This window comes from Pantoea agglomerans (genome assembly GCF_021397715.1).
Lineage (GTDB): Bacteria > Pseudomonadota > Gammaproteobacteria > Enterobacterales > Enterobacteriaceae > Pantoea > Pantoea astica.
Genome location: NZ_CP090207.1, coordinates 1,824,370 through 1,850,265 on the forward strand (window position 1 = coordinate 1,824,370; position 25,896 = coordinate 1,850,265).

The window sequence follows — 25,896 nt, forward strand, 5'->3', positions numbered from 1 at the left end:
CCCGGTAAACTCATTCCAGCAGCCAGACTAACTGATGAATCTGCCTTGAACCAGAGTCATGTAAAGGAGAAGAGAATGACCACACTGGAAATTTGCTGCTATGGCGTGGATTGCGCAGTGACCGCGCAGCAGGCCGGCGCCGATCGGGTTGAACTCTGTGCCGCACCGCGAGAAGGGGGATTAACCCCGTCGGCAGGCATGCTTCATGCGGCCCGACGTGAGGTTTCAATTCCGGTTCATCCCATTGTCCGGCCACGCGGCGGTGATTTTTGCTACACCGCACGCGAATTTGAGGCGATGAAATCTGACGTTGCATTGATCCGTGAGCTCGGTTTTCCCGGGCTGGTCATCGGCATGCTGAATGAGGATGCGCATATCCATCGGGGTCAGATGCGGCAGATTATGGCGCTGTGCGACGGACTGGCGGTGACCTTTCACCGCGCTTTCGACCTGTGCCACAGTCCGAAGCGGACGCTGGAAGAGCTGACCGATCTCGGCGTGGCGCGCATTCTCACTTCCGGCCAGCAGCAGAGCGCGGAGAACGGAATTGCATTACTCAAGGAACTTAATGAGGCGAGTACAGGTCCTATCATTATGGCAGGTGCCGGTGTTCGTCTCAGTAACCTGCAAAAGTTCCTCGACATGGGCATACGTGAAGTTCACAGCTCGGCAAGCCGGTTAGTCGCTTCGCCGATGCGCTACCGTAAAGCGGGTGTGTCCATGTGTTCTGAAGCCGAAACCGACGAGTTCAGCCGCTATTGTGTGGATGGCGATGTGGTGGAAGCGATGAAAAGCGTGATGCAGATGAGCACCGTTCGGGTGGCCTGAATCATGACCGATTTTGCCGCGCAGCACGCCGATCATTGACGTGGTGTTTGCAAGTACCAAACCCCAGTATGCTTGCTGGGGTTCTTTTTATCTAAAACAAAGGGTTAGGATAAAAAGGGGGCCTCATGGGGTCCTGATGTCGGCAAAAATAACGCAGAGTTAAGCAGCAATCAACAAGTTTATGCGCTTATTGGAGAGATTCTTAAAGCATTAAAAAAGGGCCATAAGGCCCTTAATTGATCACTGTCGCGTGTGCGTTGCGCTATGCAATTCGCGGCTGGCCCTTCGCTGTTCATCTATGTAGTCTGCAAGATCAGCAATGTGAACCATGCGTGGTGCTTTCTGACTTTCCGCAGTACGGAAAGTCGGGACCGGTAATTTATTCTCTGACGCCTTCCGCTCGGCAGTCGCCGACTTCATACCAAAATATTTCTCACACACCTGGCTAAGTGGGACTGTTGCCGTTTCATATTCGGCCATCAATAAAAACATTGTATTCATATTCTTCTCCACACGGCCTGCTGCATCAGGCGTTTTATTTTTGTGACATGTCACACGGTCAACTTCAGTTTGTGCCAGCCGCTGGTGGTCCAGCATGCAGCTTCACCCTGACAAGGACATGACCGCACCGGCAGCTGATCGCCACACTTACCGCATTGCTGGTGTGCCAGCGCTTCAATCTGCTGCGTCAGCTCAGCGGCATCTTTGCGTATCAGCATAGTGATGTACTCGCTGAGTTCGTACGGCTCGCGACCGGGGCGACGTGCGGCGCAGTTCTGCGCCAGCATCTCCAGCTCCTGACTGTCCAGCGCCAGATCCAGCTTTTTACCACCGGCAGCGGCCTGTCTGGCACGCTGCGCGGCTTTGCGTTCGGCGGGGGGATTTAGGCATTAGTCGTCATCCTCATCCCAGTCATCTTCGTCTTCATCCTCCTGCTCACACAAGGCCGCCAGCGGGTTGGTAGCCGCGAGCATTACACTGGCTGTGCCTCGGCGCTGAAGTCGGCGCAATGCTTCAGACAACTCAAACGCCTCAATTCGTTCCGGCCCCAAATCAAGCGAAGCAGCATAGCTGTATGCCAGACCGACAAGTTTGTGCAAGTTGTCACTGATTTCCTGTCTGCTCGCCATCATTCCACCTCCGGCGCTGCTGCCAGCATAGCCGCCCAGCAAAGTTGCGCTTTATACGCTGCCTGCTGGCAACCGCTCAGTTGGCTATATTTCTTCCACACTGCTGGCTCACTAAAGCTTTCATCAGGCCGTGACTCGAAACCTTCAATGATCATTTCCTCGGTTGGTTCTACCGGCACTAATTTCCAGCCATCCGGAACTTGTCCAGCCAAGTGAGCGGCGGGCGCTGGCGGGGCGGTGAATAACTCACCTGGCAATAAATCAAAGCGGCGCAACTGAACGGCACACGTTCTATTCTCAACTGGATGATTCCAGCTAACTACGTCTGCTACTGGCTCAGCAGTCAGTGCGGACAGCGCGACCACCATCAGCTCGACCATGTATCGCATGTTAGGGTCAGACTCTGATGCAGCCTTCCAGCGCTTAATCTCAATTTTGCAGAGTCCAATCAGCGCCTGTTTCTGCTCTTCGGTCATGATGGCTCTCCTGCGCGGATAGCGGTCGCATAGTACTGTGGAACTGCCTCGCCACTAACCCTGAATTGCTGCTCAGGCCCGTCGCCTTCAGCAACGCACACAACGGGGGTCTCACGACCACTTACGATGCTGTATTCAGCACTGTAACAATCTTCCTCTTCAGCCCACTCCTGTGCTGCTGACTCGGCGTCATGAGCTTCTATTTCACAGGCATCTTCACGCTCTGAGCCCATATCAGGGCACCATACTAAGAAGGTTTTCATCACTCACCATCCTTACCGACGCGGAGTTGGGCGGCGAAATCCTCAGCCCGGCAAGCGGTGATCCGGTGGCTACGTTGTTCCTCGCGGCGGGCTAACGCATCTGCAATTACGCGCTGATGATGTGCGAATGACTCGACGGCATCAACCCGCACAGAGTTGAGGTAGGCGTCGGTGGCTGGGGTTTCGGCCTTGATTATTTCCAGCGCGCGGGAGTGGCTGATGCTGTCTTTGCTCTGCTCATTAGCCCAGGCGTCGATTTCGTCTGATAGCTTTAGGTTTGGAGCCTCTAATTCCGGCCCTGCAATAGTTCCTTTGAGCCACTGCTCAGCTTCATAGCTGCGTCCAACCTGCATATGCATTAGTGCCGCCTGAATGCCCACCCAGTATTTATGCATTACCCAGGCATTAGAGAGTTCGCTAGCGGCTTTAGGCAAGAGGTATGCATTCTCAGCCGCCAGCGCGTCACGCTCTGCTTTGGCTTCGGCGAACTTGCGAACCAGATAGGCTGGCAATTCCTCATTCACCCGCATATCGCCCGGCAGACATTTACCAGCCAACAACCCGCGCATTTCATGTTCTGTGATATTCATTCTCTTACCCCTTATGCCGCTGGCAGGCTAACTGCCGCGGCGAAAATAGTTAGCCTTTAAATTCGGCACAAGCGGTCACGACCCGTTCACACGTATCTACGTCGAACATGCCGATATGGCAGTTTTTGAACGGGATGCTCAGTCGCTTACTTAGCCACTCATAAGCACCTCGCCGGGACTTTCTTCCTGACTTCCATATGGGGTCGAAAGCTGCGTGAGCTGCGCTCTTGGCCTTTCGCAGCTCTGCATTTGCGAGCCGACCCAGCGGAACTGCGTTTGATCGCTTATGACATCCAACCCATGCGGCGCAGGGTGGGCACTTCCAGAATTGCAGCCCCGCGAGGTCGGGCCGATTCGGGTACATATCCTTCCCGCTCACAAGCGCAGCATCCTTACCGCAATAGTCACAAATCACACTCACTTGCTCTCCTTAGTCGCCGTGATAGCGGCGTGCTGCCCATTCCGGATAGGCAGGGTTGGTATCTCTGACCGGCATGTCATGCTTGCTGTGCCGGTTGCGCTCAATGGCTTCCTGATGCTCGACGTACTTCGTCAGACGCCGCTCCGTGGCCTCCTGCACCCATTCCTTTGTCTGCTCAGTGGTCCGTACTGATAGCGACACCCTCACGCCTTTCTTCGCCAGAATCTGCTGCTGTGCGTCCTGCATCGCTAACATCCATCTGCGCTGTGATTCCGTTTCATCAGGGCGTGCAGAGTCCGCCGAAGGTTCGGTGATGGTCATGAGGGTGCCTTATTAGTGGGTGTTAGAAGGGGATCGAATTATCGTATTGAGGTTCGGTAGATTGACCATGCGACTGCTGCGGCCGACTCTGTTGCTGACCGCTCTGCTTTGGCGGAAGGTCGATATCCCGCACGAGAATCGTTGGCGTAGAAACCTTTGTGCCGTCGTCTTTCGTCCACTCCTCAAGCACAAACTCGCCGGTCACTGTGACCTTTGCACCTTTCAGAATGCTGGCCGACAGCTTCTCTGCCATAGCCCCGAACATCTTGCATTGCAGCCAGGATGTTTTCTCGTTGTCACCAAATCCGGACTTGGCCGGCAGAGAGAACGACGCGATGTGCTTTCCGTTTGGTGTGACACGCAGAACGGCATCCTTGCCGACATTACCTGCGATTGTGATCGTGTTGATTGGCATTATGCTGTGGCTCCTTCAAGCTCTGATTTGCGAATTTCATAGACTTCCTGAGCTTTAGCCTGCTCAGGCTTGCCGTCCAGCATCTGCCAGGCTTTAGCAAATGCGGTTTTCAGCTCAGGAATAGTTGATTTAAGATGCGCCGCCTCGGTGAATGCCTTCAGAACTTCTTCTGGCGACATGGATGGCTTCTGAGGCTGCTGCTTTGCATTGTTCTGCTGGTTCTTGTGCTCGTCCGTGTCAGCATCTTTTGAATCATCAATGCCGAACAGGCCATTCAGGCAGTATTTGCGGGCGTAGGAGCTGGTAGCGCCAGTAATCTGCGCGTCATCCATGCCTTTCTTATCGACGGCTTCACGGGCCATTGCAGAGGCGCTGTGTGTGGTCTCGCCATCGGTTATCGTCGCCGTAGCTTTGACGTAATAGCGATCGCCAATCAAAACGATTTCGTCCGAGATGGACAGGAACAGGCCATTAAGCAGCGGCTTCACACCCTCAAGGATGTCTTCGCAGCTGCGGTAGTGATACTTGCCAAAGCTATTGTACTGGCCCTTCGGCGCGTTCAAAGTGCGCTGTATCTCTGCCAGCCTGACGTAGAATTCCTTACTCATAGGCAACTCCCATTCTGCTTGCCTGCTGCTCCGTACGGTAATCAGCCGCCGCATCCATTGCAGCCTGCTGTGGCGTCATCTCATCAAGCACTGGCTCTAAGATGGCCTTCATCATTTCGATGAAATAGATACCCGGATCAATCATGCTGCGTGCTCCTGGTGAATTGTGTAGCCCTGCTCTGTGAGCCACTCCATGACGTCTTTGATATCAAGCTGGTTAAGCACCTGCCTGCCACTGAAGTCGAGCAGAGAGACCTCATCTGCCTCGATAATCATCATGCCAGGGCGATATCCGGCGCGCGTCTTAAGCTCGCCACATTCAATCTTCATTTTCATTTCAGCGCCCTGCGCAGTAACTGCATCGCCATATCCCATTTGGCACGGTCACCAAACAGATGAGCCTCTCTTGAAAGCTCCTGAGCCTTCGTGAAGTAACGTGATTTCATGACTGAACTCCTTTGCGGATGGAGATGAACAGGCTGCGAAGGCGACGTGCAATGCGTTCTAGCTGGGATTCAAAGTCGAAAGGGCAGCCCAATGCCGCCCCTGCCGTTGCATAAGCTGGCATGGGATACCTCGTGATAAATTTGGTTGGTGTAAAAAGAAGGGGCCATTGCGGCCCCCATAAGGTGTGTTACGTTCTGGTTATCTATCCTGCTGAAATCTCAGCGTTGGTGCGTAGCAGCTCAAAGCCGTCTACACAGGCGGCTTTACGGTGTCACTCAATTCACTGCTATAAACCCCAGCACCATCAACACACCAATAGCTATCCAGCCGATAATCCATTCAGCGTTGCTCATGGAACCTCCAATAAAAAAGGCTGCGGGTTAGGCAGCCTGATTGATGTAAGTGCCGGGATATTTATCCACGCCCGGCGCGTGTCCCTGCCATTCCCCAACAGCAAGAATTCGTTTAATCTTTAAGCTCCCCAACAGTAGAAAGGATGTGTTCATGCAGACCATGAAGACCGTTTGTCCTGATTGCGGTAGCGAGATGTTCAAGAGGCCCGACGATTTTGATTTTGACAGCAATTTCGTTGACGTTTTCTGTGCTGATTGTGGTAGAGAAATCACCAGGAGCGATGTTGTCAATCAGGCTACGGATGTGGCTAAAAAACAGGTTGACGATATGCTGAGGAATACCCTCAAAGGAACTGGCTGGAAATTCAAGTAACTTAGCAATCTCATTCACCTGACTTTCCGCCTTACTGGCGTCTATACGAATCTCAATAGGCGCTATTTTTTTCTCAGTCATAACTACCTCGCCGTTACGATGTCTTTTGAGTTGCGATAGCCAATAAAAAAGGCCGCCTAAGCAGCCTCATTGGTGGGTAGTCCGATCATCTTGTTAAGGTCTTCAACCTTAAGGGCAGGCAATGAAGCCCTAACGCTATCGACGTTTTCAGGTATCAGCTCCTGGCTTTCAGGCCAGACCTCAACCAGGCGTTTGATGGTCGAAACAGAGTTAAGGGCAGCCCATACTGTCTTTTCGATTTCCTCTTTGCGCTTTTCTGCCTTAGCCTCAGCAGCAAGGATTTCATCAAACCGCTTTGTAATCTCATGTTCAGCAGCAAAAAGGCACTGATCACGACTTGGTGTCACCAGATAAATCTCTTCACCTTTATCATCAACGCCATAACTGACCCAACCAAGACGGCGGCCGCCGATTGCGATGTTGATATTCCCACTGCGCCCGGAAGAAACGTAGGTGCTCGCACCGAGCTCCTGAATTTTCCTCTCGATATTTGTCATCTTGGCAAACAGAGAGTCAATTTCTTGGGCTTTCTTCTCGCCACCAAATGCGTGGATTCTCGCAGCCCGAGCAGCCTCGTTGCGCTGCGTTTGAAGTGATGCCAGCTCAGCTGTAACGCCTGACTTAGCAAGTGCATTTTTGGCAATCTGCTCACGGATGACGGTAGTTAAGCGTACTGATGACATATGGAAACCCTCACTTATAGATATGTGTTGCGCCCTTGCGGACGGTGCGGTGTCCCGCGTTATAGATAGCCACATCCGGCAAACACACTGATGTGCTCTCATGCCTGTCACGCAGAGAAGGGGAGATGCAAGCCTTCTCGATGCGGCTGATGTGCTTAACCTGAATCGCCACAACCTCTGGCTCAATGCCGAAAGCCGTGTCGATGATTGATTCGATGCGTTCGCGATCCATTGCCACCGCACGACGACGAGCATGGCGGCGTGATTTGGCGTTCTCTTTAACCGATGTGCCGTAAGTGATTACTGTCATGGTTGCCTCCTGAAGTGGTTTTGGTACTGCCGACTGGTAAGCCGATAGACAGTCCAAAGCCATCTCGTTTGGTTATTTGGCGCTTTGTCAGCGCTGCAATGTTTTTAAAGAGCATCACCGTCCTGGTGAGTAGTGCGTCCTGCTGATGGGATAAAATTACAATAAAGTTTGTATGCTGTAAACAATAAATATTGTATTTGATGGCGAAAAATACAAATAGCTTTGTTTTTAAAGGTGATTTATTTTTGCGAAGTGGGATCTGCAGGCACAAAAAAGCCCGCTCGGTGGCGGGCTATTTAAGTAACGCCAATAGGTTTTATCAGCGTTAGGTCATTTTTTAGAAACATATTGCTTTATAATATCTGCCACTTCTTTCGCTAATGAGAGCCAAACGCTTGGTATGTCATCTTTATCTTCTTTTGAAGACTTGCTGAAAGCAAAGCGCAGAAGCGCTAAAGCCAGTGTTGTAGGAATGGCAGCCAAGACAACAATGCCAGAAGTCCAAAGAATTTTGGTTTGTGAAATGAAATCAGCATACTTCTTAGGGTCTTCAACACCGCCTGCAAATTTGTGTAGATCAAGCGATGTCATAGGCCAAACAACAAGCCAATAAAGTAGAGCAAGTAAGAAGGCGCACACAATTGCGCATGCGCCATAGAAAGCTATAGACCTGAATCTAAGCGCCTGCTTTTGCTCGTTAACCTCATGCGTAGCTTCGTCAGCGGTTATTGACGTTGTCTGCGAGTCATCCGAAACGTCACCCATTACATAAAGCCCAGCTTTTTAAGCCTGTAGCTCATAGCGTTGACTGAAACATCGAATAAACGGGCCAGCTCGGCAACATCAGTAATTTTTCTCTGCTTAAGCAACACTTTTACAGCGACTTCTGGCATCAATACTTCGGCGGCAAACTGATTAGCATCAACTTCGCGCTGGTCATAATAGCTCATAGAAAAATGAGAAGATGGATCACGGAAAGCATGACCATGACCCAGCATGTAATGACCCAACTCATGAGCAATGGTAAAACGCTGGCGCTTTGCTGAATCGGAAGGGTTGAACTTAATGATGGCAGTATCGCCATCCGGCACAAGCTCACCAGAAAGGCTCTTGGAAGCGTTATCAGCAAATGGCTCTACCCGCAACCCTTCTAATGCAGCTATTTTGCTCGGGTCTATTGGTAACCCACCCTTCCAATATTTATTCAGAAGGTTTCGAGCTGTTTTTACTGGCATGTCAACCTCCTAGATTGAAATGTTCAGATGTAAGGAATCATCTCCGGAGGCTCAAGCCTCAAGAGCTGCCTGTATGGATAACCAGTGGTTACATTACACCGAGTCAACCATAACGTCTATATTAAATGTAATATCGAGTTACGTCACTGCAAACTGAATAGCATTACGTGCTAATGATTCATGAATGACAGCAGAATTAACCACATAAGCATTAAAAACTTTTCTAGCTTAATGGAATGATGCGGTGCCTGCGCAGAAGGCCGTAAGCACCATCATGAGAAGCAGAAACCTGTGTAAGCCTGAGTCAACCCTTCGCCATACGATAGCCATAAGGATCAACGCAGTTACTGCAAACTGGATGGCAATTACTTCACTGCGCATGAATCACCCCAACATCTCTGCCAGCCACTAAGCCTTAAACCAGCCGCATCTTTGTCTCGATCGCAACGCCCAGCACCTTACAGTTACCGTTAACCGGCACCATAGGCCATTGCGGATTAAGGCCCTTCAGGTATTTCTGGCTGCCGTCGATGATGAGCTTCTTGAATGTAGCTTCGTTGTCATCAGTAAGCTTCGCCACGACCAGGCTGCCATTGACCGCCTCACGACCTGTATCGAACAGTACATAGGTTCCTGCCGGAATACTTAGGCCAATCGGCGCAGTCATCGAATCGCCTTCCACCTGCAACCAGAAAGCCTCTCCTTGCGTATGTGCGTCAGATTCAAGCCACATATCGACATCCTTAATCGTATAGGGTTCACAGGCTTCATCCCATGCGCCAGCCTGAACCTTGCTTAAAACGGGATAGCGCGCAGTCGGCTTGTAGTCCCGAGGGTTAGACACATTGCTGTCTAAGGTTGCCCCTGTTCCATCAAGAAGCCATTGGATGTCGCAATTTAACGCCTTAGCTAGCTCAGGCAGATACCTTGGTCTTTTAGTTTTACCGCTCTCAAGCTGGACAATCGCCTGCTGCGTTGTGCCGGCCTTTTCCGCTAGCTCTGTCTGAGTCAAACCCAGTTCAGTCCTTTTTGAAAGCACCCTTGCCGCAATTGTCATTTAACACCTCATCAAAAAAGAGATGTTCACAAGAAAAGCTGTAATTGACAAACAAAGTAGTTTGTATTTAAAATACAAGAAAGTTTGTCAAGGAGGCTATATGCAAACTATCTCCCAGCGCCTCAAGCAGAAACGAGCAGAGCTGAAGATGACTCAGACCGAATTGGCGCTTAAGGCAGGTGTGAAGCAGCAATCAATCCAACAGATTGAAGCTGGTATCACCAAGCGCCCACGGAAGATCTTCGAAATCGCTGTAGCTCTGCAATGTGATCCTGTCTGGCTGCAATACGGAAACGGCGTCAATACCGCCGCCTAATTTCCACCGCTCTTTACACAATCTAGCCCGCCGCCAACGCGGGGAACTTTTAAACCGAAGTGACTTGCTCACCGCAATGTCACGCATTCATTTACCTACATGGAAATTATCAATCATGGAACAAGCAAGAAACAGCAAGTTGATCAACGAAGTAGAAACTGAATTACGCAGCCGCCTAACACACAAAGGGCAGCGCGTTCTGGCTGATGAGGCCGGATGGCATGAATCGAAGGTAAGCCGCTTAAACCTGCGCGATATGGCGACGGTTTTTGTGCTGCTGGAGAAGGTGTGGGAAACGAGCCTGATAGCAGAGGTTGCCCGACAAGCGGTAGCAGCTGCGATGGGAAAAGAAAAAGCGCCGAATGCGGTAACATTCGACGCCTGATAGCAATTTGCGAACACAAATAACTGGAGGAAATTATGCCAGGACTAACTGGATATGTAAACAGTAAAGGGGGCAGTTATGTCAACTGCTGAACTTTTTGATTTCAACGCAGCTCGCAAACACAGGAGCGCAAGGATGGAAAACCAAAAGCAGGGGCATTTTGCACTGTTCCGGAGTCTTCTGTCCAAGGACTGGGCCAAAGATACAGCCAAGCTGGCAATGTGGATTCGGCTTATCGGTGAGGCTTCCTACAGGCCACGCACAGTAGAGTTTGCTGGCAAGGAATGGAATCTTCAACCCGGCGAACTGGTCACCACAGCGGCGATTATGGGCCGAAAATTACGTGACCAAGATGGCACGGAAAAGAGTCCGCAGGCGGTGACCAGAATGATTAATTTCTTCGCCAGAGAAGGGATGATCACCACCAAGGGAACACGCTTCGGTACGGTGATCACCATCACGAATTATGCCGAATATCAGGTCATTTCAGCCGATGAACCTCGCGAAAGACCATCCGATAACAACAAACCCAGCACTGGAGCGGCTTTGAATGCCGTACCCGATGAACCATCCGATAAACCATCCGATGAACAGAACAAGAAGTTACTAGAACAAGAACTAAAAGATAAAACCCCCCATACCCCCAAAGGGGGCTTGGAAGGTGATCAGGTTAAACCTGAAAAGCGTCGGGCAGAGCGAATTGATTACGAATCATATCTGGTGGCTTACAACGAGGAGGTTGGTGATCGCCTTCCACACGCCGTATCTGCCAATACTCAGCGTCAGCGCCGCCTGAAAAAACTTATCCCTCAGCTCAAAACCCCAAACGTCGCAGGCTTCCGGTCATATGTCCGCGCATTCGTCTGCCAGGCCAAGCCGTTTTACTTCGGTGGAAACGAAACTGGCTGGTCAGCGGATCTGGATTTTCTCCTGCGTGAAACAACGCTCACCGGCGTCAGGGAAGGCAAGTTTGCAGACCACAAGGAGCCAGCATGATTAACACCGACATCGAAGCCAGCGTGATTGGCGGCCTGCTGATTGGCGGATACACGCCGGATGCCAGCGACGTCATCTCAACACTGGACGAAAGCGCATTTAGCGTAGACCTGTACCGCCGGGCATTTGGCGAGATTAAGCGCCAGGCGAAACAACGTAGCCTGATTGACGGGATGATGGTTGCCGAAGCCATGGGTGACGAGTATTTCGGTCACGTCATGGAGACCATGCGCAAATGCCCTTCAGCAGCAAACCTGAAAGGCTATGCCCGCGTGGTGGCCGACTATCACAAGGTACGCCGGTTCACTGAACTGATGGACGCTGGCAAACGTGAAATCACTTCAGCAGGTAATCACGAGATTGCTCTGAACGCTATCAGCCAGTTCATGGCATCACTCACCGACATCGACCGCCCTGGCGATGAAATCAGACCGATGCATATTCGTGACGTTCTGGACGGTTATCAGGAGCTGCTGGAGAAGCGCGTTCGTCAGGGTGAGGAATCCGACACACTGAAAACCGGCATCCCTGAACTGGACCACATCACCGGCGGCATCAACTCCGTCGACCTGGTCATCGTTGCGGCGCGCCCTGGTATGGGTAAAACGGAATTTGCGCTGACCGTAGCTGAAGGTGTTGGTAGGCAGAAGTTGCCAGGCAGCAATCAGAAACGAGGCGTACTGATTTTCAGCATGGAGATGGACGCTAATCAGGTCGTTGAGCGTCAGATCGCCGGTGCCGGTAATCTGCCAGTTTCAGCACTACGCAACCCTGCGAAGATGAACGATGAAGGCTGGGCAAAGGTAACAAACGGACTTGGTCGCCTGTTAGATCTGGATGTGTGGATTGTCGATGCCAGCAAGATGAACGTTGAGCAGATCCGCGCCATTTCAGAACGTCATAAGCGCAACAACCCGGCGCTGTCACTCATCTTGGTGGATTATCTCGGGCTGATTGATAAGCCAAAGGCAGAGCGTAACGACCTCGCTATTGCACACATCTCCGGAAGCCTCAAGCGCATTGCAAAAGACCTGAAGACGCCGGTTATGTCCCTCAGCCAGCTATCCCGTGATGTTGAGAAGCGCCCGAAAGGTCAGCGCCGCCCAACGAACGCCGACCTGCGCGACTCCGGCAGCATTGAGCAGGACGCCGACAGCATCATCATGCTCTACCGTGAAGCCGTCTATGACGAGGAATCACCAGCTGCGAACTATGCAGAAATCATCGTCACCAAGAACCGCTTTGGACAGCTAGGAACCGTTTATCAGGCTTTCAACAACGGACACTTCCAGCCAACAGATCAGGAAGCCGCAGCAAAACTCTGCCGCGCCCGCCCTGAGCAAACCCAGCAACAATCACGCCGCTACAACAAAGGGGCTGACGTATGAATTTAACCTATGAAGATTCAGAAGTAATTGCCGCATACCTCTGCGCAGACCGACCACAGTACAGAGGCCCGGTATTCATCGACCTCAGCAAGCTGGAAGACCTGCATATGCGTAGTGCTCAGGCTCACGTTCGCTATGCACTCATGTTTGCATCCGGAAAGTGGACATCGACCGGGAGGGCCGCATGACACACGTAACTCAACTGGTAATCACACCACCGCTGATGCGTCAGGCACGCAATATTCAGCTGGCAATCATCGACCTGGCGAAGAAGCGCGACCTGAAGCCTGAACAGTACCGGGCGCACCTGAACGCTATCGACATGCTGGCACGCGAAGCACATGACCTGATACTCGATGCTGAGTTTGAGCAGCAGGACAGGAGTCACCAATGAACAAGCTAACCGCTGAAGAGTGCAGAGAGTTGATTCAGCGCCTTAACGACAAACATGCTCACCCAATGAAGGGGCTGACCGGTGATGAAAAACTGTACCTGCAAGCCCTTGAAATTGCACTCCCCATACTGGAGCAGCAGGAGGCGATGCGGGTCCCGGCATATTATATCGTCTATCACCCAAACCCCGATCCGCATGAATATGATGACAAAGAGCACTCTCACTGTGGGTCAATTCATTTGGCGAGGCGATTAGCGGGAGAAATAGGCGGCAGCATTTGTCCAGTGTACATAGGGGATAAATTGAAGCAACCCACCAATCAGAACGGAGAGCAGTGATATGTTGCTGCACACCGGATGGCAGAGATTTCGATACTGGCGCTACTGGATGGGATTCGAGCGCGCCTATTACAAGCTGAAGAAGGAGCAGTGATATGAGTCAGTGGATAAAAATCACAAGGAAATCCCTGCCAGAACTTGATACCAGGGTGCTACTACTTTTCTCAAACTTTGATAATCACATTGAAGATGGATTTATAGGTGACGATGGCGACGGTTTTTATCACTACCTTTTCGACGGGGACTCAATGGGTGAAAACCCAACACACTGGCAACCACTCCCATCACCTCCGGAGGAAGCATGAGCATTCAAATCACCGAGCGCCAAATGTTTGAGAGATACGCCAAAATGATGGGGTGGGATTTATCTCTGGGTGAGGACGGCAAATATACAAGTCAAACCGCTGAAGATATCTGGTATGGCTGGAAGATTCGCGCCGATATGGAAAAGGCCAAAAGCATGGCTGAGTCATCACGCCAGCTAAATATGCTCGTCGATTACATCGGCAGAGGTGGCACATTTGAGGTGAAATCATGAACAACGTAATTCCCCTCAGACCTAAGCATCAAACCCTCAAAGACTCACACTCAGCGATATTGACAGCCCTTAAGATGCTTCGTGAAGGCGGACACAGTAAGCAGAGCATTGACCTGTTGTTGAGCGCAGCCGCCGACAACATCCATGACTACGTGGAGACAATCGAAGGGAGGTAACAGTGCAGGACTTCTGTTTGCACACAACGACTCTCGGGCATTTCACCAGACTCATCTTCGACCTCGTTTCTTCCGGCAAGAAATACCGCATCAAATTCTCCGAATGGCGTGACCTCCGAACAATTCCAATGAATCGCACATGGCGTATGTGGGTAGAAACCACAGGCGACTGGCTGCGCGCTCGCGGGGTAGTAGTCGATATTCGAAGCGGTAACGGGACGGTGGTACTCAGCAGGCCAATCAGCAATGAAGAAGTTCATGACTACTACGTTGGTCACTGGCTGGGCCGTGATGAAAGCGGCGAGCGCGAGAAGACGAGCAGGATGGACAAAGGCCGAATGCTTCACCTGATGGAGCTACATGAGCAATGGTGCCTGGATAAAGGCGTACCAATCACCATCCCCAACAACTCAGAGTTTTACGAACTCAGGCAGAAACAAAACCAATGACCCCCTTTACTGAAATTGGCGCAGCTATTGAAGAGGCTGCGTGGCTTGCTCACGCCCATAACAAACCGCACTGCGTATACCAGCGCTTTGACGGACTGATGGAAGTGACGCCAGAGAACCCCGACCGCAACCCTATGTACACAACCGGCGCGCCCGGTGTCGTGACCACTGAATACAGGAGAGCAGCATGAGAAATACATGGAGCCGCGAGCATCTCGACATTCTGGCTCGCGATTACGCAAACGCATCAACAGAACTGCTGGCAATCATGTTCGACAAGCCACGTCAGCAGGTAACCAACAAAGCACGTGAACTTGGCCTGAAGAAATCACCGGAATTCCTGGAAGTAGTTCGTGCAGCAACTGGTGCGATGAGGTGGCGTAATCATGCGTAAAACCTGGTTCACTCACCCCGACCCGATAGACACAAAAACAGCAGATGAGCTGATAGCCAGTTACAAATCACGAAATATCCAGGCCAAAAAGTGCCTTGCCTTTGACCCATGCTACTGGCTGGTAAGCGCACTTCTACCCGAATTCCGGAACGAGCCAATACCGAGCAGGCAGTATAAAAACCCAATGTGGAGCTGAAGATGAAAATTAAAACGTTCGGGTATGACAGGCACAAGCTGACTTCATTGACATACGAAGAGCTGGAAATGCTAATTCAGCAGGTCAATGAAGAGCATGCCTGCAGCGATGGCATCTACCTGGTAGATGCGAAAGGCAGGAAGAAAATCGACGCTATCGGATGGGCTGTTTATTACAAAAATAAGCAGGAGAAGCCCAATGCGTGAACGCTGCTGCCGCTGTCACATAACACTCACCTCAGAAGACAAGTATCACTACGGGGCTAACTGCGAAAATTGCGAGGTCGATTACCGATATGAAGAAGCCGAAAAAGCAAGCCCCATCAAATCAGCCCACTGGCGATGGCGTGCAATCTGCTTTGCCGTGCGCTGGTTGTGGTGCTCAGTTGCTGGATACCGAAGCCTACGCCTGTACCTCATGCCTCGACCTGTGGTGCCTGCTCGACCCAAATTTCAGGCTCACAGGAGAAAGTGATGACTGACACCAAATGGATAGCAGTCTTTGTAATTAGCGTCGTAATTGCAGGAATTATGCGAAGGAGGAAGTGATGGCAATCATTACTCTGCCAACCGAGAAAATGAAAACCCTCAGCGATGATAACTACCGTTTGCGGCGTGAGCTTCTTGTAGCCAGGCAATGTCTTTCTAGCGCCAACCACCGCGCTGACTTGCTGGAGAGGGAATTGCATACCAGGAGTTATGACATAACCTGCATACCGCCAATCAATATGACGAAGCAGATTGCCGAGTGGATTCAGGAATACCAGGTGCCGTGGGAAGTTTTGTACTGCACTGACTGCAAGAGTTGGATGAAAGAACTAGATTCGTCATTCCCGTATCACTGGGATGGCAACATCTGCAATTGCCAGGGAGGTGACGATGGCACAGGCTAAACAGCCGAAGCCGAAGCCGAAGCCGAAGAAATGCAAATGCTGTCCTGAAAAGTTTATCCCCCGCAATAGCCTCCAGACCGTCTGTTCCCCCAAATGTGCCATCCAACTCGCTAACCAGATATCCGAGCGCAAGCAAAAGCGCCTGGAGAAAGAGCAGCGTGCGGCATGGAACAAACGCAAAGCCGACGTGAAACCGTTAAGCCACTGGATGAACATGACCCAGCGGGCATTTAATGATTGGGTAAGGGCAAGGGACGGGAATATCTGCATCAGCTGTGGCAGCACAACAGCGGTGAGCTATCACGCAGGGCATTACAGGACAACAGCAGCGGCTTCGCAGTTAAGGTTCAATGAGGATGGATGCCACTCACAATGTGCATCTTGCAATGTGCATCACTCCGGCAACATCGGCCCATATAGGGTCAACCTCATAGAAAAAATCGGCCTTCAGCGCGTCTTAGCGCTCGAATCTAACAACACACCTCACCGATACACCCGCGAAGAACTGGAGCACATCAGAGCGCGTTACAGGGCGGCTCTGCGTGAACTGAATAAGCAAAGAGAGGCGGCATGAAACCAATCGATCACTACCGGCTGGCTATGTACCTGCACAGCCGCAAACAGCTTCAGCATCGACTCAACGAAATCAACTCGAAGATAGAGCGCATCCAGTACCTACCCCAGCGCAGACTGCCATTAGGCCAGCGCATCATGAATTGGTGGTTCGCATGACCGAATACCTCAGAGAGAAGTGGCTCCGCCTTCGCATCTATAAAAGGCGCGGCGGATTTGCAGTGGATTACCGGATACTCAGGAATATGGCGAAGATGATGGGGGTTAAGCATGCGCATTGAGCGTGACTATCAGCAAATCGTCAGGCTGTCAGGCGTCAGAACATCAGCGGACATGCGCCGGCTATTCGGTAATGGCTGGAAGACCATCAACAAATCGCAGCAGGCATGGGTCAGGCATCTGCTGGGCGTGTGGGGCGATCATCTGGGCGGAGAAGATTACGATCGTGCAGAGGTGAACGTGATTGGCCGTCTGATGATGCGATGCGAATGGAGTGAGCAGAAGGGCAGGCAGATAGAGAAAATCGTGTCACAGCTGCATTGTGAAGGGCTGCGTGGTGAAGAGCTGTTCCGCAAGGCGCGTGACCTGCTTATCCCTCAGTCATCAACGGCAAACATCATCGCTCTCGCCAAAGAATCCGATGATGCTGCCTTCGTTGAATCTGTCATGGTAAAGACATTCGGTAAGGACAACCCGCTCCGAAACGTAGCAAGATTACGCTACTGCAAACGCAAGAGCGTGCAAAACATCGGCTCATCGCTGATTTATTACTGCGCCATCTCACCCAAGGAGGCCCGGAACAGAATGGAATGGGCGATGGATATCCTTGAAGGAGAAATGTTTTACGCAATTAAGCGGGAAATGGAGAAGGAGATTCCTAAAATAGCCGCATAAATATACTAAATAGCACGAAATGACAAAGACAAAGGGCATGTAACCTGGCACATTAGCGGCATGATCGGGAAGTGAAGCGAACAGATCGCGGCTTTACCGGTCAGTTGCATAAATGTGGATGCCAAAGAGCCTCGCGACCTCACCAGTCGGCGGGGCTTTTTTATTTCTATCCCCTGAGAGGGATAAACCCTACTGCATACCCTGTAGCGGATAAGTAACACCACTAAACTATTTCAAAAGGTCGCCATCAGAGCGGCCTTTTTTATCATTGCCGTGAACCCGGCACGAAAAACCGGCACGAAAAAAAGCGCCATCCATATCCAGAAAGGCGCCAAAAAAATTCAAGTTCCACAATATGTCAGCCATCTTTCATAAACTGACCATAAAATCCTAACAATTCTTGATCATACGTTTGTGCAATAAATGTTATTTGGTTGCCTTTAAGATAGTTCTGTCTCTGTAAGGGTGTGCTGCTACAGACCCTTGTCGTTTTCACGTCACTCCGGGTTTCTGGATTTCCTCCTGTGTGTTATGGGGTGGCGTATTTTTTACCCATAAAAAAATCCGCTCAATGGCGGATTCTTCAGCGTTGACTACCCAACGGCAGTACGGTTCTTTTTCTCTCGACAAGGAAAAGACTAGCCGGACTTGCTCAGTTCAGAAAGTAGACAATTCCTAATTGAGCACGTCCCCGTAACCGGGGGTCACATGAGTATTGATATGAGCAAACTGGCATCAGGCGCAGCATATGGCGCATCTGCCGGGACGATTGCCAATGGTCTGCTGACCCGGTTAAGTCCCGATGAATGGAGTGCTGTGGGCGTACTGGCCGGTATTCTGGTCGCGCTGTTCACGCTCGGCATCAACTGGTATTACAAGCGCAAGACAACGATAGCGCAGATTAAAGCCCTTCAACGCTGGCCCACTGCACCAGACATCAACGAGGATTAACCCATGGCTATGTCAAACAGCCTGCGCAATAAGCTGATTGCTGTCGCGGGTGGCGGAGCTATGGCTATCGCCACGGTATTCCTCGGCGGAAAGGATGGAGTAGAGGGGAGGGTATACGAGCCTTACAAAGATGTGGCGGGCGTCTGGACTGTCTGCGACGGCCACACTGGCACCGACATCATAAAGGGTAAGAAGTACACCGACCGCGAATGCGACCGCCTGATGTGGAACGACCTGCAGCCAGTTAAAAAGGCGGTCGACGGGATGGTTAAAATCCCACTTGGCGAATACCAGCGCGCCGCGCTTTACAGCTTCACCTACAACGTGGGCACCAGCGCGTTCTCTAAATCAACCCTGCTTAAGCGATTGAACTCAGGCGATGTCGATGGCGCGTGTGAAGAGCTGCGCCGCTGGATTTACGCGGGTGGGCAGAAATGGCGTGGATTAATGAATCGCCGCGATATGGAGCGCACCATGTGCCTGGCGGAGAGTGCCGATGACCTTAAAGGCTAAGGTGCTTGCTGCACTCATCCTACTGGTTCTGCTGCTGTTAGCCACCTCAGTAGCGTTCGCACTCTACTACCGTGGGAATGCCATTGACTACAAGGCGCAGCGTGACACCGCAAGCAGCAGCCTTAAGCTGGCTCATGACACCATCACCGACATGCAGACGCGCCAGCGCGATGTGGCGGCACTCGATGAGAAATACACGAAGGAGCTAGCTGATGCTAAAGCGACTATCGATCAGCTGCATGATGATGTTGCTACTGGCAAGCGCCGGTTGCAGCTCAACGCAACCTGCACGAAGCAACCCACCGCCTCCTCCGGCCTGGATGATGCAGCCAGCGCCGAACTCACTCCAGACGCTCGACAAAATTATTTCCGTCTCAGAGAGCAATTAGCTACCTCTGAAAAACAAATTCGCGGTCTTCAAGATTATATCCGAAAGGTGGTATTTGATGAGAAGGGCGAAAGTAACCAGTGAAATTGAGGCTTACATCAACGAGCATCTTGAAGTAGATAGCAGCATGACTTCGGGCTTGAGATGGAAGAAAGCACCAAAATTCAATGGTCATATGCTCGGCAAGCAGGCCGGCGCTGAAACAGAAGATGGTTACTATCGGGTTGCCGTAAAAAGACAGAAGCTTTGCACCCATAGAGTGATCTGGTTTCTGGTCAACGGGTGCTGGCCTTTGTGCATTGACCATATAGATGGCAACCAAGCTAATAACTCTCCAGAAAACTTGCGCTCCGTGACCCTTTCAGAAAATCAACATAACCGAATCTGCAAAGGCGTTAAGCATGACCCTAGGCGCGATATGTATAGCGCAAGGATAACTGTTTCTGGTAAGTGCATCGAGCTTGGGTCCTTCAGGAGTGAGAGTGAAGCATCTCAGGCATACAAGTCAGCCAAAAGAAAGCTTCACCCATCAGCTCCTACACGATGTTATCAATGAGTCAACTCCGCTCAACGGGATTATTTCACCCTCAGAGAGCGAATCGAAACAGCCGGAAAGCAAATAGCAGGATTGCAGCAGTACATCAGGGAGCAGTGCCTGAAATGATTGAGGCGCACAGGAAAGTGCGCTAAATTTCCCAAAGATGAAGAGCTGCGTCCGAAAGGGTGCGGCTTTTTTTGTGCCCGAAAGCCAGCCCTGACAGAGATGTTCTGCCGGGGCTTTTTTATTACCACAACCAAGAGAAACAAAATGCTAACCATCAAGACCATCAACAAAGACAACGACATTTCAGTTTTACAGGCAACCGGCGACGTGAGTTTCGTTCGTGAATCAAGAATGATTTTCTTCCGTGGCTGGTCAGGCGGTGATGATGAAATGATTCTGGATGACGGAGAGGTTGCTTACGTCTGCAATGAGAAAGGCGTAACTGTCGCTACCTTCCAGTAGCTGTTACCAGAACCTACGTTACAACGAGCACCATAGAGCCTGGCTTCGGTCGGGCTTTTTTGTACCTGCAATAAATCTCAGCGCAGTCGCATGCGCATATCAACGAGAGCCTTTCAGTAAGCGAGCCTGAGAACTGCCGTTATAGGTGGCGACCTCTCTCGGGCGGCTTTTCTGTGCGAACAGGCTCACTTTCTAAAAGGTAGAAACGCAATGAATATTGTTCCACTGAACTACAAAGGTGAGGCGGTTCGTTTCAATACCGAAGGCTGGATCAACGTTACTGGCGTAGCAGAGAGATTTGGCAAACGTATCGATAACTGGATGCGTCTGGCAGAAACGCTCGAATACATTCGCGCCTTAGATGAGGCGCTAACCGGTGAAGATTCGCAGATTTTACATCCCTCACAATCGAGGTATGTAAAGACCAGTCGAGCCCGTAAGGATAGAGGCGGTGGTACTTGGCTCCATCCAAAGCTTTCAGTTGCGTTTGCACGTTGGTGTGACGCCCGCTTTGCTGTGTGGTGTGACTTGCACATTGATAGCTTGCTTCGCGGTGAGTTGACTGAGCAGCAGAAGTTTGAGCAAGCATGCCGCATCCGTGATGCGAGAAAGGAAAAAGTGAGTGCAGGGGCAAGTGAGCTGGCTCGCTGGAGATGGGACAAGCCAGCTATTGAGGCAAATGTCGAATACTGGCGCGAACAACTACAACTCACGCTGGATATCGCAGTCTGACAGCCAACGCAAATTTGCGTCGACCGAGAGCCTCTTTCACAACGGCTCTTTGTCCGCTGCTGGACGTGCGCCTGAACTACCTCCTACACTTTGTAACGTGTCTCATAAAAAAGGAGGATTCATGTCTGAGCGTCCGGTCGAAGGAGATCACCCTGACTATGACCCTAAACCAGTCTCGCCTAATCCAGATGAAAAAGGTGAAGGTAAAGACGATCCACATAAAGCACCTGAGTCAGGGGATAAATTCTGAATCATGCTAAGCCGCCTCCGGGCGGTTTTTTATTGGAGAAAATATGAAGATTCGACTCACCGTGAACGGGCTGGAGTATGCATCTGACGAAGGGCTTCACACCGCAACGGCTGAGGTCGTCGTAAAGCGTGGCGGGAAAGAGGTTGTCCGCGATACCTTCAACGGCAAGGCTGTCGGTGATTACTCCCGCACCTACGACGCGAAAGATGGCAAAGGCGATTTAGATGTGACTTACACAACCGAGTCACCTCACTTTCAGTGCAAGGCTGAGATTGTAGAAAGCGAATAAGGACTGAGTATGGCGACCAAAACTAAAACTGGCCGCCCTTCTGATTATCTACCAGAGGTGGCTGCTGACATCTGTTCACTGCTTGCCGACGGTGAAAGCCTGCGTAAAGTTTGTGAGCGCCCGGGAATGCCCAGCAAGACTTCTGTCTTCCGCTGGCTAGCTGAACACAAAGAGTTTCGTGACCAGTACGCGAAAGCCACTGAGACGCGAGCCGACGCTATTTTCGAAGAGATGTTCGACATTGCCGACGCGGTTGCCGAAGAAGCCGCAGCCGTAGCGAAAGCCCGCCTGCGCATCGATACTCGCAAATGGGCTCTGGCTCGCATGAATCCGAAGAAGTACGGTGACAAAGTCAGCCAGGAAATCGACCACAAATCTTCGGATGGCAGCATGGCAACTAAGCCGACGACCATCCAGCTGCTGCCCGTTGAGCCAAAAGCATGAGTGAAGCCGTACAGCTCCCGATCCCCGCTAAGCTTGCCCCACTGTTCACCGCCATCAATAAACGCTATCGCTGCTCACATGGAGGGCGCGGTAGCGCAAAGACTCGCACCTTTGCCCTGATGACAGCCGTCAAAGCGTATCAGGCCATGATGAACGGTGAGAGTGGGGTAATCCTGTGTGCACGTGAGTTCATGAACTCGCTGGAAGAGTCCAGTATGCAGGAAGTTAAGCAGGCGATCCTGTCGGTTCCATGGCTGGCTTCTAACTTCGATATTGGCGAGAAATACATCCGCACCATCGACAAAACAGTAACATACGTTTTCGCCGGTCTCCGTCATAACCTCGACAGCATCAAGTCAAAGGCACGCATTCTGCTGTGCTGGGTTGATGAAGCTGAATCGGTGAGCGAGATCGCCTGGCAGAAACTTAGCCCGACAGTTCGTGAAGAGGGCTCAGAGATTTGGGTGACGTGGAACCCGGAACGAGACGGCAGCGCTACCGACAAGCGCTTTCGGAAAGAGATGGGTGATGACTGTGTAACTGTCGAGATGAATTACACGGATAACCCGTGGTTCCCTGACGTGCTGGAGGGGGAGCGTCTGAACGATGAGCGCCGACTCGACCCTTCAACATATGCGTGGGTATGGGAAGGGGCCTATCTTGAGAACTCAGATAAGCAGGTGCTTGCTGGCAAATATCGTATTGCTGAGTTCTCTGATGATCTGTGGAAAGAGGCTGAGCGGCTGTTCTTTGGCGCTGACTTTGGTTTCGCCAAGGACCCGAACACACTGACCAGATCATTCATTCTGCATAACCGGCTTTACATCGAGTATGAGGCCTATGGTCAGCAGACTGAGCTGGACCACATGCCAGAGCTTTACGACACCATACCCGGATCTCGTGAATGGCCTATCAAGGCCGACTCTGCGCGACCAGAAACAATCAGCTACCTCAGGCGGCAGGGATTCAAAATATCTGCTGCTGAGAAGTGGCAGGGCAGCGTTGAGGATGGCATAGCACATTTGCGCGGCTTTGACGAAATCATCATCCATCCACGTTGCAAGAACGTAGCCCGTGAAGCTCGCATGTGGTCGTACAAAACGGACCGCATCACCGGAGAGGTGCTGCCGAAACTTGCCGATGGCGATGAGCACTGCTGGGACGGCATACGCTACGGGCTAGATGGTCATATTAAGCGCAAAGGCCAGTTAGCAGGGATGATGATCCCAAAAAGGCTGCGTTAAAGCCTAAAGATTTACCATGAACTGACGTTAATTTTAATGATGTACTTACAAGGAGATAGTTATGCAGCATCATTTTAAAAACGTTATTTTCCAACGCATTCCGAAAGGTTTCACCGCTGGCAATCAGGTCAAGCTAGCCGATGTTCTTGCTAATGGGAAAACGGAGTCAGCATTGATAGAAGCCCTTCAGAAACAATTTAAAGGCGACACGATAAAGCTGAAAAGCTATCAGTAATTTCCAAGCCACTTCGGTGGCTTTTTTATTGCCCCAAACCCACCAACGGACAAACCATGACTGACAAATTAACGCTAGCCGTCAATCACGCGCTGAATGACGTCAGGATTGCCCGTGCGCGCGCCATGGCATTTAACCCCGGCATGGGGCTGGACGCGAAGCGTGAGAGCGCATGGTGCGAATACGGCTTCAAAGAAGAGCTGACATTTAATGACCTGCACAAACTCTATCGTCGCGGCGGTATTGCTCACGGTGCTGTGAATAAGCTGGTTTCAAACTGCTGGAAGACGAACCCACAGGTTGTTGAGGGTGAGCAGTCAGACGACTCGCGAGAGCTTACCGCATGGGAATGCTCCAGCAATCAGGTATTCACTCACCGCTTCTGGCGTACCTTTGCTAAAGCTGACGCTCGACGCCTTGTCGGCCGATGGGCCGGTATCCTGCTGCACATCAAAGACAGCAAGAAGTGGGATGAGCCAGTAGTTAAAGGCAAAGCACTACAAAAGATAACGCCGGTTTGGGCGAGCGCATTGAAGGTGGGCGGCCGGGATAACAACGGCGGCATCACAATGTGGCAGTATACCGAGTCGCTTTCTGATGGAAGTACGGCGCAGCGCAACGTTCACCCTGACCGCGTGCTGATTATCGGCGATATGTCAGAAGACGAAATTGGCTTCCTTGAGCCTGGCTATAACGCATGCGTCAGCCTGGAAAAGGTCGAGGGTGGTTCAGGTGAGTCATTCCTGAAGAACGCGGCGCGACAGCAGAACATCAATTTCGACAAAGAGGTCGATTTCAACAATCTGGCATCGATGTATGGCGTCACAGTTGACGAGCTACAGGAGCGATACAACGAAGCAGCCAGAGAGATTAACCGCGGCAACGACACGCTGCTGATTACGCAAGGCGCGCAGGTCACATCGATGGTTAACGCCGTCTCTGACCCTTCGCCGACCTATGAAGTCAACCTGAAGACCTTCAGTGCTTCGGTAGATATTCCATCACGCATCATCGTTGGCAACCAGTCAGGTGAGCGAGCCAGCACTGAAGACCAGATTTATTTCAACAGCCGCTGCCAGTCGCGACGTGGTGACCTGTCGTTTGATATTGAGGACATGGTCGACAAGCTCACATCTCTGCAGGTAATCAAGCCGGTCGCGAAATTCAGCATCGTATGGGATGAGCTAAACGAGCAGTCACCATCAGACAAGCTGGATAGCGCAACGAAGATGAGCAACATCAACCAGACATCTCTGGCCTCAGGTGAGCAGGTGTTTACGGTTGATGAGATTCGCGTTGCTGCAGGATATGAACCGGGTGGCGGTGATCCATTACCAGAGGATGAGGAAGATGGCGAAACTGAAGAAGAAGCCGAAACCAGCAATCCTGCCCGGAAACAAGCTTGACCCGACAGGCGTTGACCGCTTCGAGCGCGGCGCAATGCGAGAATACGGCAGGCGCCTTAAGCAAATAAGCACACGTTACATCGAACTCCTTAACCGAATCCCGGCAGAGCCAGCAGTAAACCAGCGTTACACCTTCCAGTTAGACCCAACCCTGCTTTCGATGCTGTTGCAGAACAGCGATTCACTCGTTGATGAAATCCTGCTGCAGGGTGGCGAATTCAATCCGTGGCTGTTTCAGGATTACGTTTCACCATCTTATCAGCGAGGCACGGCGCAGGAGTTTGCCAACCTGTCTCAGCAATCTCCCGCGTACGAAGCAGATCGCGGCAGTGTGCAGGATATCCTTCTCAGCGATGCCTATCAAAGCCGGTTAATTCTGGTGAGAGCCCGCACGTTTGAAGAGATGAAAGGGCTTGCTGCGGATGTGAAGCAGGACCTGTCGAGAATCCTGACAGATGGGATGGGGCGCGGACAGAACCCGAAAGAAATAGCCAGACGGCTGCATGACCAGATAGGTATTGAGCAGGGCCGTGCTAACCGTATAGCCAGAACGGAAATCACCACCGCACTACGGCGTGCCAGATGGGATGAGCATGATTCAGCCAAAGATGAACTAGGCCTGAATGTCATGCTGCTTCATCTGTCTGCCCTGAGCGCCACAACGCGCCGGACGCATGCACTACGCCACGGCAATCTCTACACCTCGGAAGATGTTCGCGACTGGTACAGCATCAACGGCAATGCGATCAACTGCAAATGCTCTCAGGTCACTGTACTGGTTGATGCGAAGGGAGTGCCGCTCAATTCCTCTGTAATCGACATCGCCAAAAAAGAGTTTACCCAGACATGGGGTAGGCGCATGGCAACCAACAAATCACATCACTGCTGCGACCACAAGCACGCGGCTTAATCGAGAGA

At 51.4% G+C, this 25,896-nt stretch carries 49 protein-coding genes and 2 pseudogenes; 33 read left to right on the forward strand and 18 right to left on the reverse strand.

Annotation, left to right across the window (positions count from 1 at the left end):
* The first annotated feature begins 75 nt into the window (after window positions 1-75).
* Window positions 76-828, forward strand: a complete 753-nt coding sequence (gene cutC / locus LZU96_RS08545; RefSeq protein ID WP_233987874.1) for a copper homeostasis protein CutC — start codon at window positions 76-78, stop codon at window positions 826-828.
* Window positions 829-1,068: 240 nt separating this feature from the next.
* Here the strand turns inward: cutC and LZU96_RS08550 are convergent, their stop codons facing one another.
* From LZU96_RS08550 to LZU96_RS23575, 13 genes and pseudogenes are all read right to left on the reverse strand, one after another.
* Complete coding sequence (locus tag LZU96_RS08550; RefSeq protein WP_233988162.1) at window positions 1,069-1,329, reverse strand: pyocin activator PrtN family protein; 261 nt, start codon at window positions 1,327-1,329, stop codon at window positions 1,069-1,071.
* Window positions 1,330-1,379: 50 nt separating this feature from the next.
* A pseudogene (locus tag LZU96_RS08555) lies at window positions 1,380-1,719 on the reverse strand (hypothetical protein).
* On the reverse strand, window positions 1,719-1,961 hold the full coding sequence (locus LZU96_RS08560; RefSeq protein WP_410055306.1) for a hypothetical protein: 243 nt from the start codon (window positions 1,959-1,961) through the stop codon (window positions 1,719-1,721). Before LZU96_RS08560 ends, LZU96_RS08555 begins: the two are co-directional and overlap by 1 nt.
* Window positions 1,958-2,434, reverse strand: coding sequence for a hypothetical protein (locus LZU96_RS08565; RefSeq protein ID WP_233987875.1), 477 nt, complete (start codon window positions 2,432-2,434; stop codon window positions 1,958-1,960). The genes LZU96_RS08560 and LZU96_RS08565 overlap by 4 nt, the downstream gene beginning before the upstream one ends.
* Window positions 2,431-2,697, reverse strand: a complete 267-nt coding sequence (locus tag LZU96_RS08570; RefSeq protein ID WP_233987876.1) for a hypothetical protein — start codon at window positions 2,695-2,697, stop codon at window positions 2,431-2,433. The genes LZU96_RS08565 and LZU96_RS08570 overlap by 4 nt, the downstream gene beginning before the upstream one ends.
* A complete protein-coding gene (locus LZU96_RS08575; RefSeq protein ID WP_233987877.1) occupies window positions 2,697-3,287 on the reverse strand; it encodes a hypothetical protein in 591 nt (196 codons plus the stop codon). The genes LZU96_RS08570 and LZU96_RS08575 overlap by 1 nt, the downstream gene beginning before the upstream one ends.
* A gap of 49 nt (window positions 3,288-3,336) precedes the next feature.
* Entirely contained in the window at window positions 3,337-3,651 is a 315-nt protein-coding gene (locus LZU96_RS08580) for a zinc-finger-containing protein (protein WP_233988164.1), read from the reverse strand.
* A gap of 66 nt (window positions 3,652-3,717) precedes the next feature.
* On the reverse strand, window positions 3,718-4,029 hold the full coding sequence (locus LZU96_RS08585; RefSeq protein WP_233985051.1) for a hypothetical protein: 312 nt from the start codon (window positions 4,027-4,029) through the stop codon (window positions 3,718-3,720).
* Between the two features lie 22 nt (window positions 4,030-4,051).
* Window positions 4,052-4,444, reverse strand: coding sequence for a single-stranded DNA-binding protein (locus tag LZU96_RS08590; RefSeq protein ID WP_233985050.1), 393 nt, complete (start codon window positions 4,442-4,444; stop codon window positions 4,052-4,054).
* Window positions 4,444-5,052 carry an ERF family protein gene (locus LZU96_RS08595; protein WP_233985049.1) on the reverse strand — a complete coding sequence of 203 codons (609 nt, stop codon included), beginning with the start codon at window positions 5,050-5,052 and terminating at the stop codon, window positions 4,444-4,446. The genes LZU96_RS08590 and LZU96_RS08595 overlap by 1 nt, the downstream gene beginning before the upstream one ends.
* A complete protein-coding gene (locus tag LZU96_RS08600; RefSeq protein ID WP_233985048.1) occupies window positions 5,045-5,197 on the reverse strand; it encodes a hypothetical protein in 153 nt (50 codons plus the stop codon). Before LZU96_RS08600 ends, LZU96_RS08595 begins: the two co-directional genes overlap by 8 nt.
* Window positions 5,194-5,388 (reverse strand): thioredoxin reductase, encoded by a 195-nt coding sequence (locus LZU96_RS08605; protein ID WP_233985047.1) that lies wholly within the window; start codon window positions 5,386-5,388, stop codon window positions 5,194-5,196. Before LZU96_RS08605 ends, LZU96_RS08600 begins: the two co-directional genes overlap by 4 nt.
* A 106-nt stretch (window positions 5,389-5,494) precedes the next feature.
* Window positions 5,495-5,620, reverse strand: coding sequence for a protease FtsH-inhibitory lysogeny factor CIII (locus LZU96_RS23575; RefSeq protein WP_411829892.1), 126 nt, complete (start codon window positions 5,618-5,620; stop codon window positions 5,495-5,497).
* A 425-nt stretch (window positions 5,621-6,045) separates the two neighbouring features.
* Here LZU96_RS23575 and LZU96_RS23580 point away from each other — a divergent pair, with 425 nt between their 5' ends.
* Window positions 6,046-6,225 carry an ECs_2282 family putative zinc-binding protein gene (locus tag LZU96_RS23580; RefSeq protein ID WP_419149890.1) on the forward strand — a complete coding sequence of 60 codons (180 nt, stop codon included), beginning with the start codon at window positions 6,046-6,048 and terminating at the stop codon, window positions 6,223-6,225.
* Window positions 6,226-6,362: 137 nt separating this feature from the next.
* Here LZU96_RS23580 and LZU96_RS08615 read toward each other — a convergent pair whose 3' ends face one another.
* The 5 genes from LZU96_RS08615 to LZU96_RS08635 form a co-directional block, all read right to left on the reverse strand.
* Window positions 6,363-6,989 carry an Nmad5 family putative nucleotide modification protein gene (locus LZU96_RS08615; protein WP_233987878.1) on the reverse strand — a complete coding sequence of 209 codons (627 nt, stop codon included), beginning with the start codon at window positions 6,987-6,989 and terminating at the stop codon, window positions 6,363-6,365.
* A 10-nt stretch (window positions 6,990-6,999) separates the two neighbouring features.
* Window positions 7,000-7,299, reverse strand: coding sequence for a regulator (locus LZU96_RS08620; RefSeq protein WP_233987879.1), 300 nt, complete (start codon window positions 7,297-7,299; stop codon window positions 7,000-7,002).
* Window positions 7,300-7,629: 330 nt separating this feature from the next.
* Window positions 7,630-8,064, reverse strand: a complete 435-nt coding sequence (locus LZU96_RS08625; protein ID WP_233987880.1) for a hypothetical protein — start codon at window positions 8,062-8,064, stop codon at window positions 7,630-7,632.
* A complete protein-coding gene (locus tag LZU96_RS08630; protein ID WP_233987881.1) occupies window positions 8,064-8,534 on the reverse strand; it encodes an ImmA/IrrE family metallo-endopeptidase in 471 nt (156 codons plus the stop codon). Before LZU96_RS08630 ends, LZU96_RS08625 begins: the two co-directional genes overlap by 1 nt.
* 415 nt (window positions 8,535-8,949) lie before the next feature.
* Complete coding sequence (locus LZU96_RS08635) at window positions 8,950-9,591, reverse strand: LexA family protein (RefSeq protein ID WP_233987882.1); 642 nt, start codon at window positions 9,589-9,591, stop codon at window positions 8,950-8,952.
* Window positions 9,592-9,691: 100 nt separating this feature from the next.
* Between LZU96_RS08635 and LZU96_RS08640 the strand changes: the two genes are divergently transcribed.
* The 31 genes and pseudogenes from LZU96_RS08640 to LZU96_RS08790 all read left to right on the forward strand — a co-directional run bounded on the left by LZU96_RS08640 (window position 9,692) and on the right by LZU96_RS08790 (window position 25,888).
* Entirely contained in the window at window positions 9,692-9,907 is a 216-nt protein-coding gene (locus LZU96_RS08640; RefSeq protein ID WP_201499392.1) for a helix-turn-helix domain-containing protein, read from the forward strand.
* Between the two features lie 115 nt (window positions 9,908-10,022).
* Window positions 10,023-10,292, forward strand: a complete 270-nt coding sequence (locus LZU96_RS08645; protein WP_233987883.1) for a CII family transcriptional regulator — start codon at window positions 10,023-10,025, stop codon at window positions 10,290-10,292.
* 135 nt (window positions 10,293-10,427) lie between these two features.
* Window positions 10,428-11,288, forward strand: coding sequence for a replication protein (locus LZU96_RS08650; protein WP_233988165.1), 861 nt, complete (start codon window positions 10,428-10,430; stop codon window positions 11,286-11,288).
* Window positions 11,288-12,676, forward strand: coding sequence for a replicative DNA helicase (locus LZU96_RS08655; RefSeq protein ID WP_233988166.1), 1,389 nt, complete (start codon window positions 11,288-11,290; stop codon window positions 12,674-12,676). Before LZU96_RS08650 ends, LZU96_RS08655 begins: the two co-directional genes overlap by 1 nt.
* Window positions 12,677-12,860: 184 nt before the next feature.
* Complete coding sequence (locus LZU96_RS08660) at window positions 12,861-13,070, forward strand: hypothetical protein (RefSeq protein WP_233987884.1); 210 nt, start codon at window positions 12,861-12,863, stop codon at window positions 13,068-13,070.
* Entirely contained in the window at window positions 13,067-13,408 is a 342-nt protein-coding gene (locus LZU96_RS08665) for a hypothetical protein (RefSeq protein ID WP_233987885.1), read from the forward strand. The genes LZU96_RS08660 and LZU96_RS08665 overlap by 4 nt, the downstream gene beginning before the upstream one ends.
* Window positions 13,409-13,503: 95 nt before the next feature.
* Window positions 13,504-13,713: a DUF551 domain-containing protein gene (locus LZU96_RS08670; protein WP_233987886.1), complete on the forward strand. Its 210-nt coding sequence runs from the start codon at window positions 13,504-13,506 to the stop codon at window positions 13,711-13,713.
* Window positions 13,710-13,946, forward strand: a complete 237-nt coding sequence (locus LZU96_RS08675) for a hypothetical protein (protein WP_233987887.1) — start codon at window positions 13,710-13,712, stop codon at window positions 13,944-13,946. The genes LZU96_RS08670 and LZU96_RS08675 overlap by 4 nt, the downstream gene beginning before the upstream one ends.
* Before the next feature lie 193 nt (window positions 13,947-14,139).
* Window positions 14,140-14,571: a hypothetical protein gene (locus tag LZU96_RS08680; RefSeq protein WP_233987888.1), complete on the forward strand. Its 432-nt coding sequence runs from the start codon at window positions 14,140-14,142 to the stop codon at window positions 14,569-14,571.
* Window positions 14,568-14,762: a hypothetical protein gene (locus LZU96_RS08685; protein ID WP_233987889.1), complete on the forward strand. Its 195-nt coding sequence runs from the start codon at window positions 14,568-14,570 to the stop codon at window positions 14,760-14,762. The genes LZU96_RS08680 and LZU96_RS08685 overlap by 4 nt, the downstream gene beginning before the upstream one ends.
* The gene (locus tag LZU96_RS08690) at window positions 14,759-14,965 is read left to right on the forward strand and encodes a hypothetical protein (protein WP_233987890.1); all 207 of its coding nucleotides are present in this window, start codon (window positions 14,759-14,761) and stop codon (window positions 14,963-14,965) included. The genes LZU96_RS08685 and LZU96_RS08690 overlap by 4 nt, the downstream gene beginning before the upstream one ends.
* Window positions 14,966-15,163: 198 nt before the next feature.
* Window positions 15,164-15,367 (forward strand): hypothetical protein, encoded by a 204-nt coding sequence (locus LZU96_RS08695; RefSeq protein ID WP_316044352.1) that lies wholly within the window; start codon window positions 15,164-15,166, stop codon window positions 15,365-15,367.
* A gap of 341 nt (window positions 15,368-15,708) precedes the next feature.
* Window positions 15,709-16,053, forward strand: a complete 345-nt coding sequence (locus tag LZU96_RS08705) for a hypothetical protein (RefSeq protein WP_233987892.1) — start codon at window positions 15,709-15,711, stop codon at window positions 16,051-16,053.
* Entirely contained in the window at window positions 16,040-16,627 is a 588-nt protein-coding gene (locus tag LZU96_RS08710; protein ID WP_233987893.1) for a recombination protein NinG, read from the forward strand. Before LZU96_RS08705 ends, LZU96_RS08710 begins: the two co-directional genes overlap by 14 nt.
* Window positions 16,624-16,785, forward strand: coding sequence for a hypothetical protein (locus LZU96_RS08715; RefSeq protein WP_233987894.1), 162 nt, complete (start codon window positions 16,624-16,626; stop codon window positions 16,783-16,785). Before LZU96_RS08710 ends, LZU96_RS08715 begins: the two co-directional genes overlap by 4 nt.
* On the forward strand, window positions 16,782-16,907 hold the full coding sequence (locus LZU96_RS08720; protein ID WP_233987895.1) for a YlcG family protein: 126 nt from the start codon (window positions 16,782-16,784) through the stop codon (window positions 16,905-16,907). The genes LZU96_RS08715 and LZU96_RS08720 overlap by 4 nt, the downstream gene beginning before the upstream one ends.
* Window positions 16,897-17,520 (forward strand): hypothetical protein, encoded by a 624-nt coding sequence (locus LZU96_RS08725; RefSeq protein WP_233987896.1) that lies wholly within the window; start codon window positions 16,897-16,899, stop codon window positions 17,518-17,520. The genes LZU96_RS08720 and LZU96_RS08725 overlap by 11 nt, the downstream gene beginning before the upstream one ends.
* Before the next feature lie 708 nt (window positions 17,521-18,228).
* Complete coding sequence (locus LZU96_RS08730) at window positions 18,229-18,471, forward strand: phage holin (RefSeq protein WP_039660053.1); 243 nt, start codon at window positions 18,229-18,231, stop codon at window positions 18,469-18,471.
* A gap of 3 nt (window positions 18,472-18,474) precedes the next feature.
* On the forward strand, window positions 18,475-18,984 hold the full coding sequence (locus LZU96_RS08735) for a lysozyme (protein ID WP_274598692.1): 510 nt from the start codon (window positions 18,475-18,477) through the stop codon (window positions 18,982-18,984).
* Entirely contained in the window at window positions 18,968-19,456 is a 489-nt protein-coding gene (locus LZU96_RS08740; RefSeq protein WP_233987897.1) for a lysis protein, read from the forward strand. The genes LZU96_RS08735 and LZU96_RS08740 overlap by 17 nt, the downstream gene beginning before the upstream one ends.
* Complete coding sequence (locus LZU96_RS08745; protein ID WP_094119116.1) at window positions 19,431-19,928, forward strand: HNH endonuclease signature motif containing protein; 498 nt, start codon at window positions 19,431-19,433, stop codon at window positions 19,926-19,928. The genes LZU96_RS08740 and LZU96_RS08745 overlap by 26 nt, the downstream gene beginning before the upstream one ends.
* Before the next feature lie 3 nt (window positions 19,929-19,931).
* Window positions 19,932-20,036 (forward strand): annotated as a pseudogene (locus LZU96_RS08750) (lysis system i-spanin subunit Rz); the annotation flags it as partial.
* A gap of 144 nt (window positions 20,037-20,180) precedes the next feature.
* Window positions 20,181-20,378 (forward strand): hypothetical protein, encoded by a 198-nt coding sequence (locus LZU96_RS08755; RefSeq protein ID WP_094119117.1) that lies wholly within the window; start codon window positions 20,181-20,183, stop codon window positions 20,376-20,378.
* 210 nt (window positions 20,379-20,588) lie between these two features.
* Window positions 20,589-21,110 carry a KilA-N domain-containing protein gene (locus LZU96_RS08760; protein ID WP_094119118.1) on the forward strand — a complete coding sequence of 174 codons (522 nt, stop codon included), beginning with the start codon at window positions 20,589-20,591 and terminating at the stop codon, window positions 21,108-21,110.
* Window positions 21,111-21,231: 121 nt separating this feature from the next.
* Entirely contained in the window at window positions 21,232-21,360 is a 129-nt protein-coding gene (locus LZU96_RS23500; protein ID WP_255729652.1) for a hypothetical protein, read from the forward strand.
* Between the two features lie 43 nt (window positions 21,361-21,403).
* Complete coding sequence (locus tag LZU96_RS08765; RefSeq protein ID WP_233987898.1) at window positions 21,404-21,649, forward strand: hypothetical protein; 246 nt, start codon at window positions 21,404-21,406, stop codon at window positions 21,647-21,649.
* A gap of 9 nt (window positions 21,650-21,658) precedes the next feature.
* Window positions 21,659-22,093 carry a ubiquitin carboxyl-hydrolase gene (locus LZU96_RS08770; RefSeq protein ID WP_233987899.1) on the forward strand — a complete coding sequence of 145 codons (435 nt, stop codon included), beginning with the start codon at window positions 21,659-21,661 and terminating at the stop codon, window positions 22,091-22,093.
* Window positions 22,090-23,337, forward strand: a complete 1,248-nt coding sequence (locus LZU96_RS08775) for a PBSX family phage terminase large subunit (protein ID WP_233987900.1) — start codon at window positions 22,090-22,092, stop codon at window positions 23,335-23,337. The genes LZU96_RS08770 and LZU96_RS08775 overlap by 4 nt, the downstream gene beginning before the upstream one ends.
* A 61-nt stretch (window positions 23,338-23,398) precedes the next feature.
* Window positions 23,399-23,572 carry a hypothetical protein gene (locus tag LZU96_RS08780; protein WP_233987901.1) on the forward strand — a complete coding sequence of 58 codons (174 nt, stop codon included), beginning with the start codon at window positions 23,399-23,401 and terminating at the stop codon, window positions 23,570-23,572.
* Window positions 23,573-23,628: 56 nt separating this feature from the next.
* Entirely contained in the window at window positions 23,629-24,978 is a 1,350-nt protein-coding gene (locus tag LZU96_RS08785) for a DUF1073 domain-containing protein (RefSeq protein ID WP_233987902.1), read from the forward strand.
* Window positions 24,923-25,888, forward strand: a complete 966-nt coding sequence (locus LZU96_RS08790; RefSeq protein WP_233987903.1) for a phage minor head protein — start codon at window positions 24,923-24,925, stop codon at window positions 25,886-25,888. The genes LZU96_RS08785 and LZU96_RS08790 overlap by 56 nt, the downstream gene beginning before the upstream one ends.
* The last annotated feature ends 8 nt before the right edge of the window (window positions 25,889-25,896 follow it).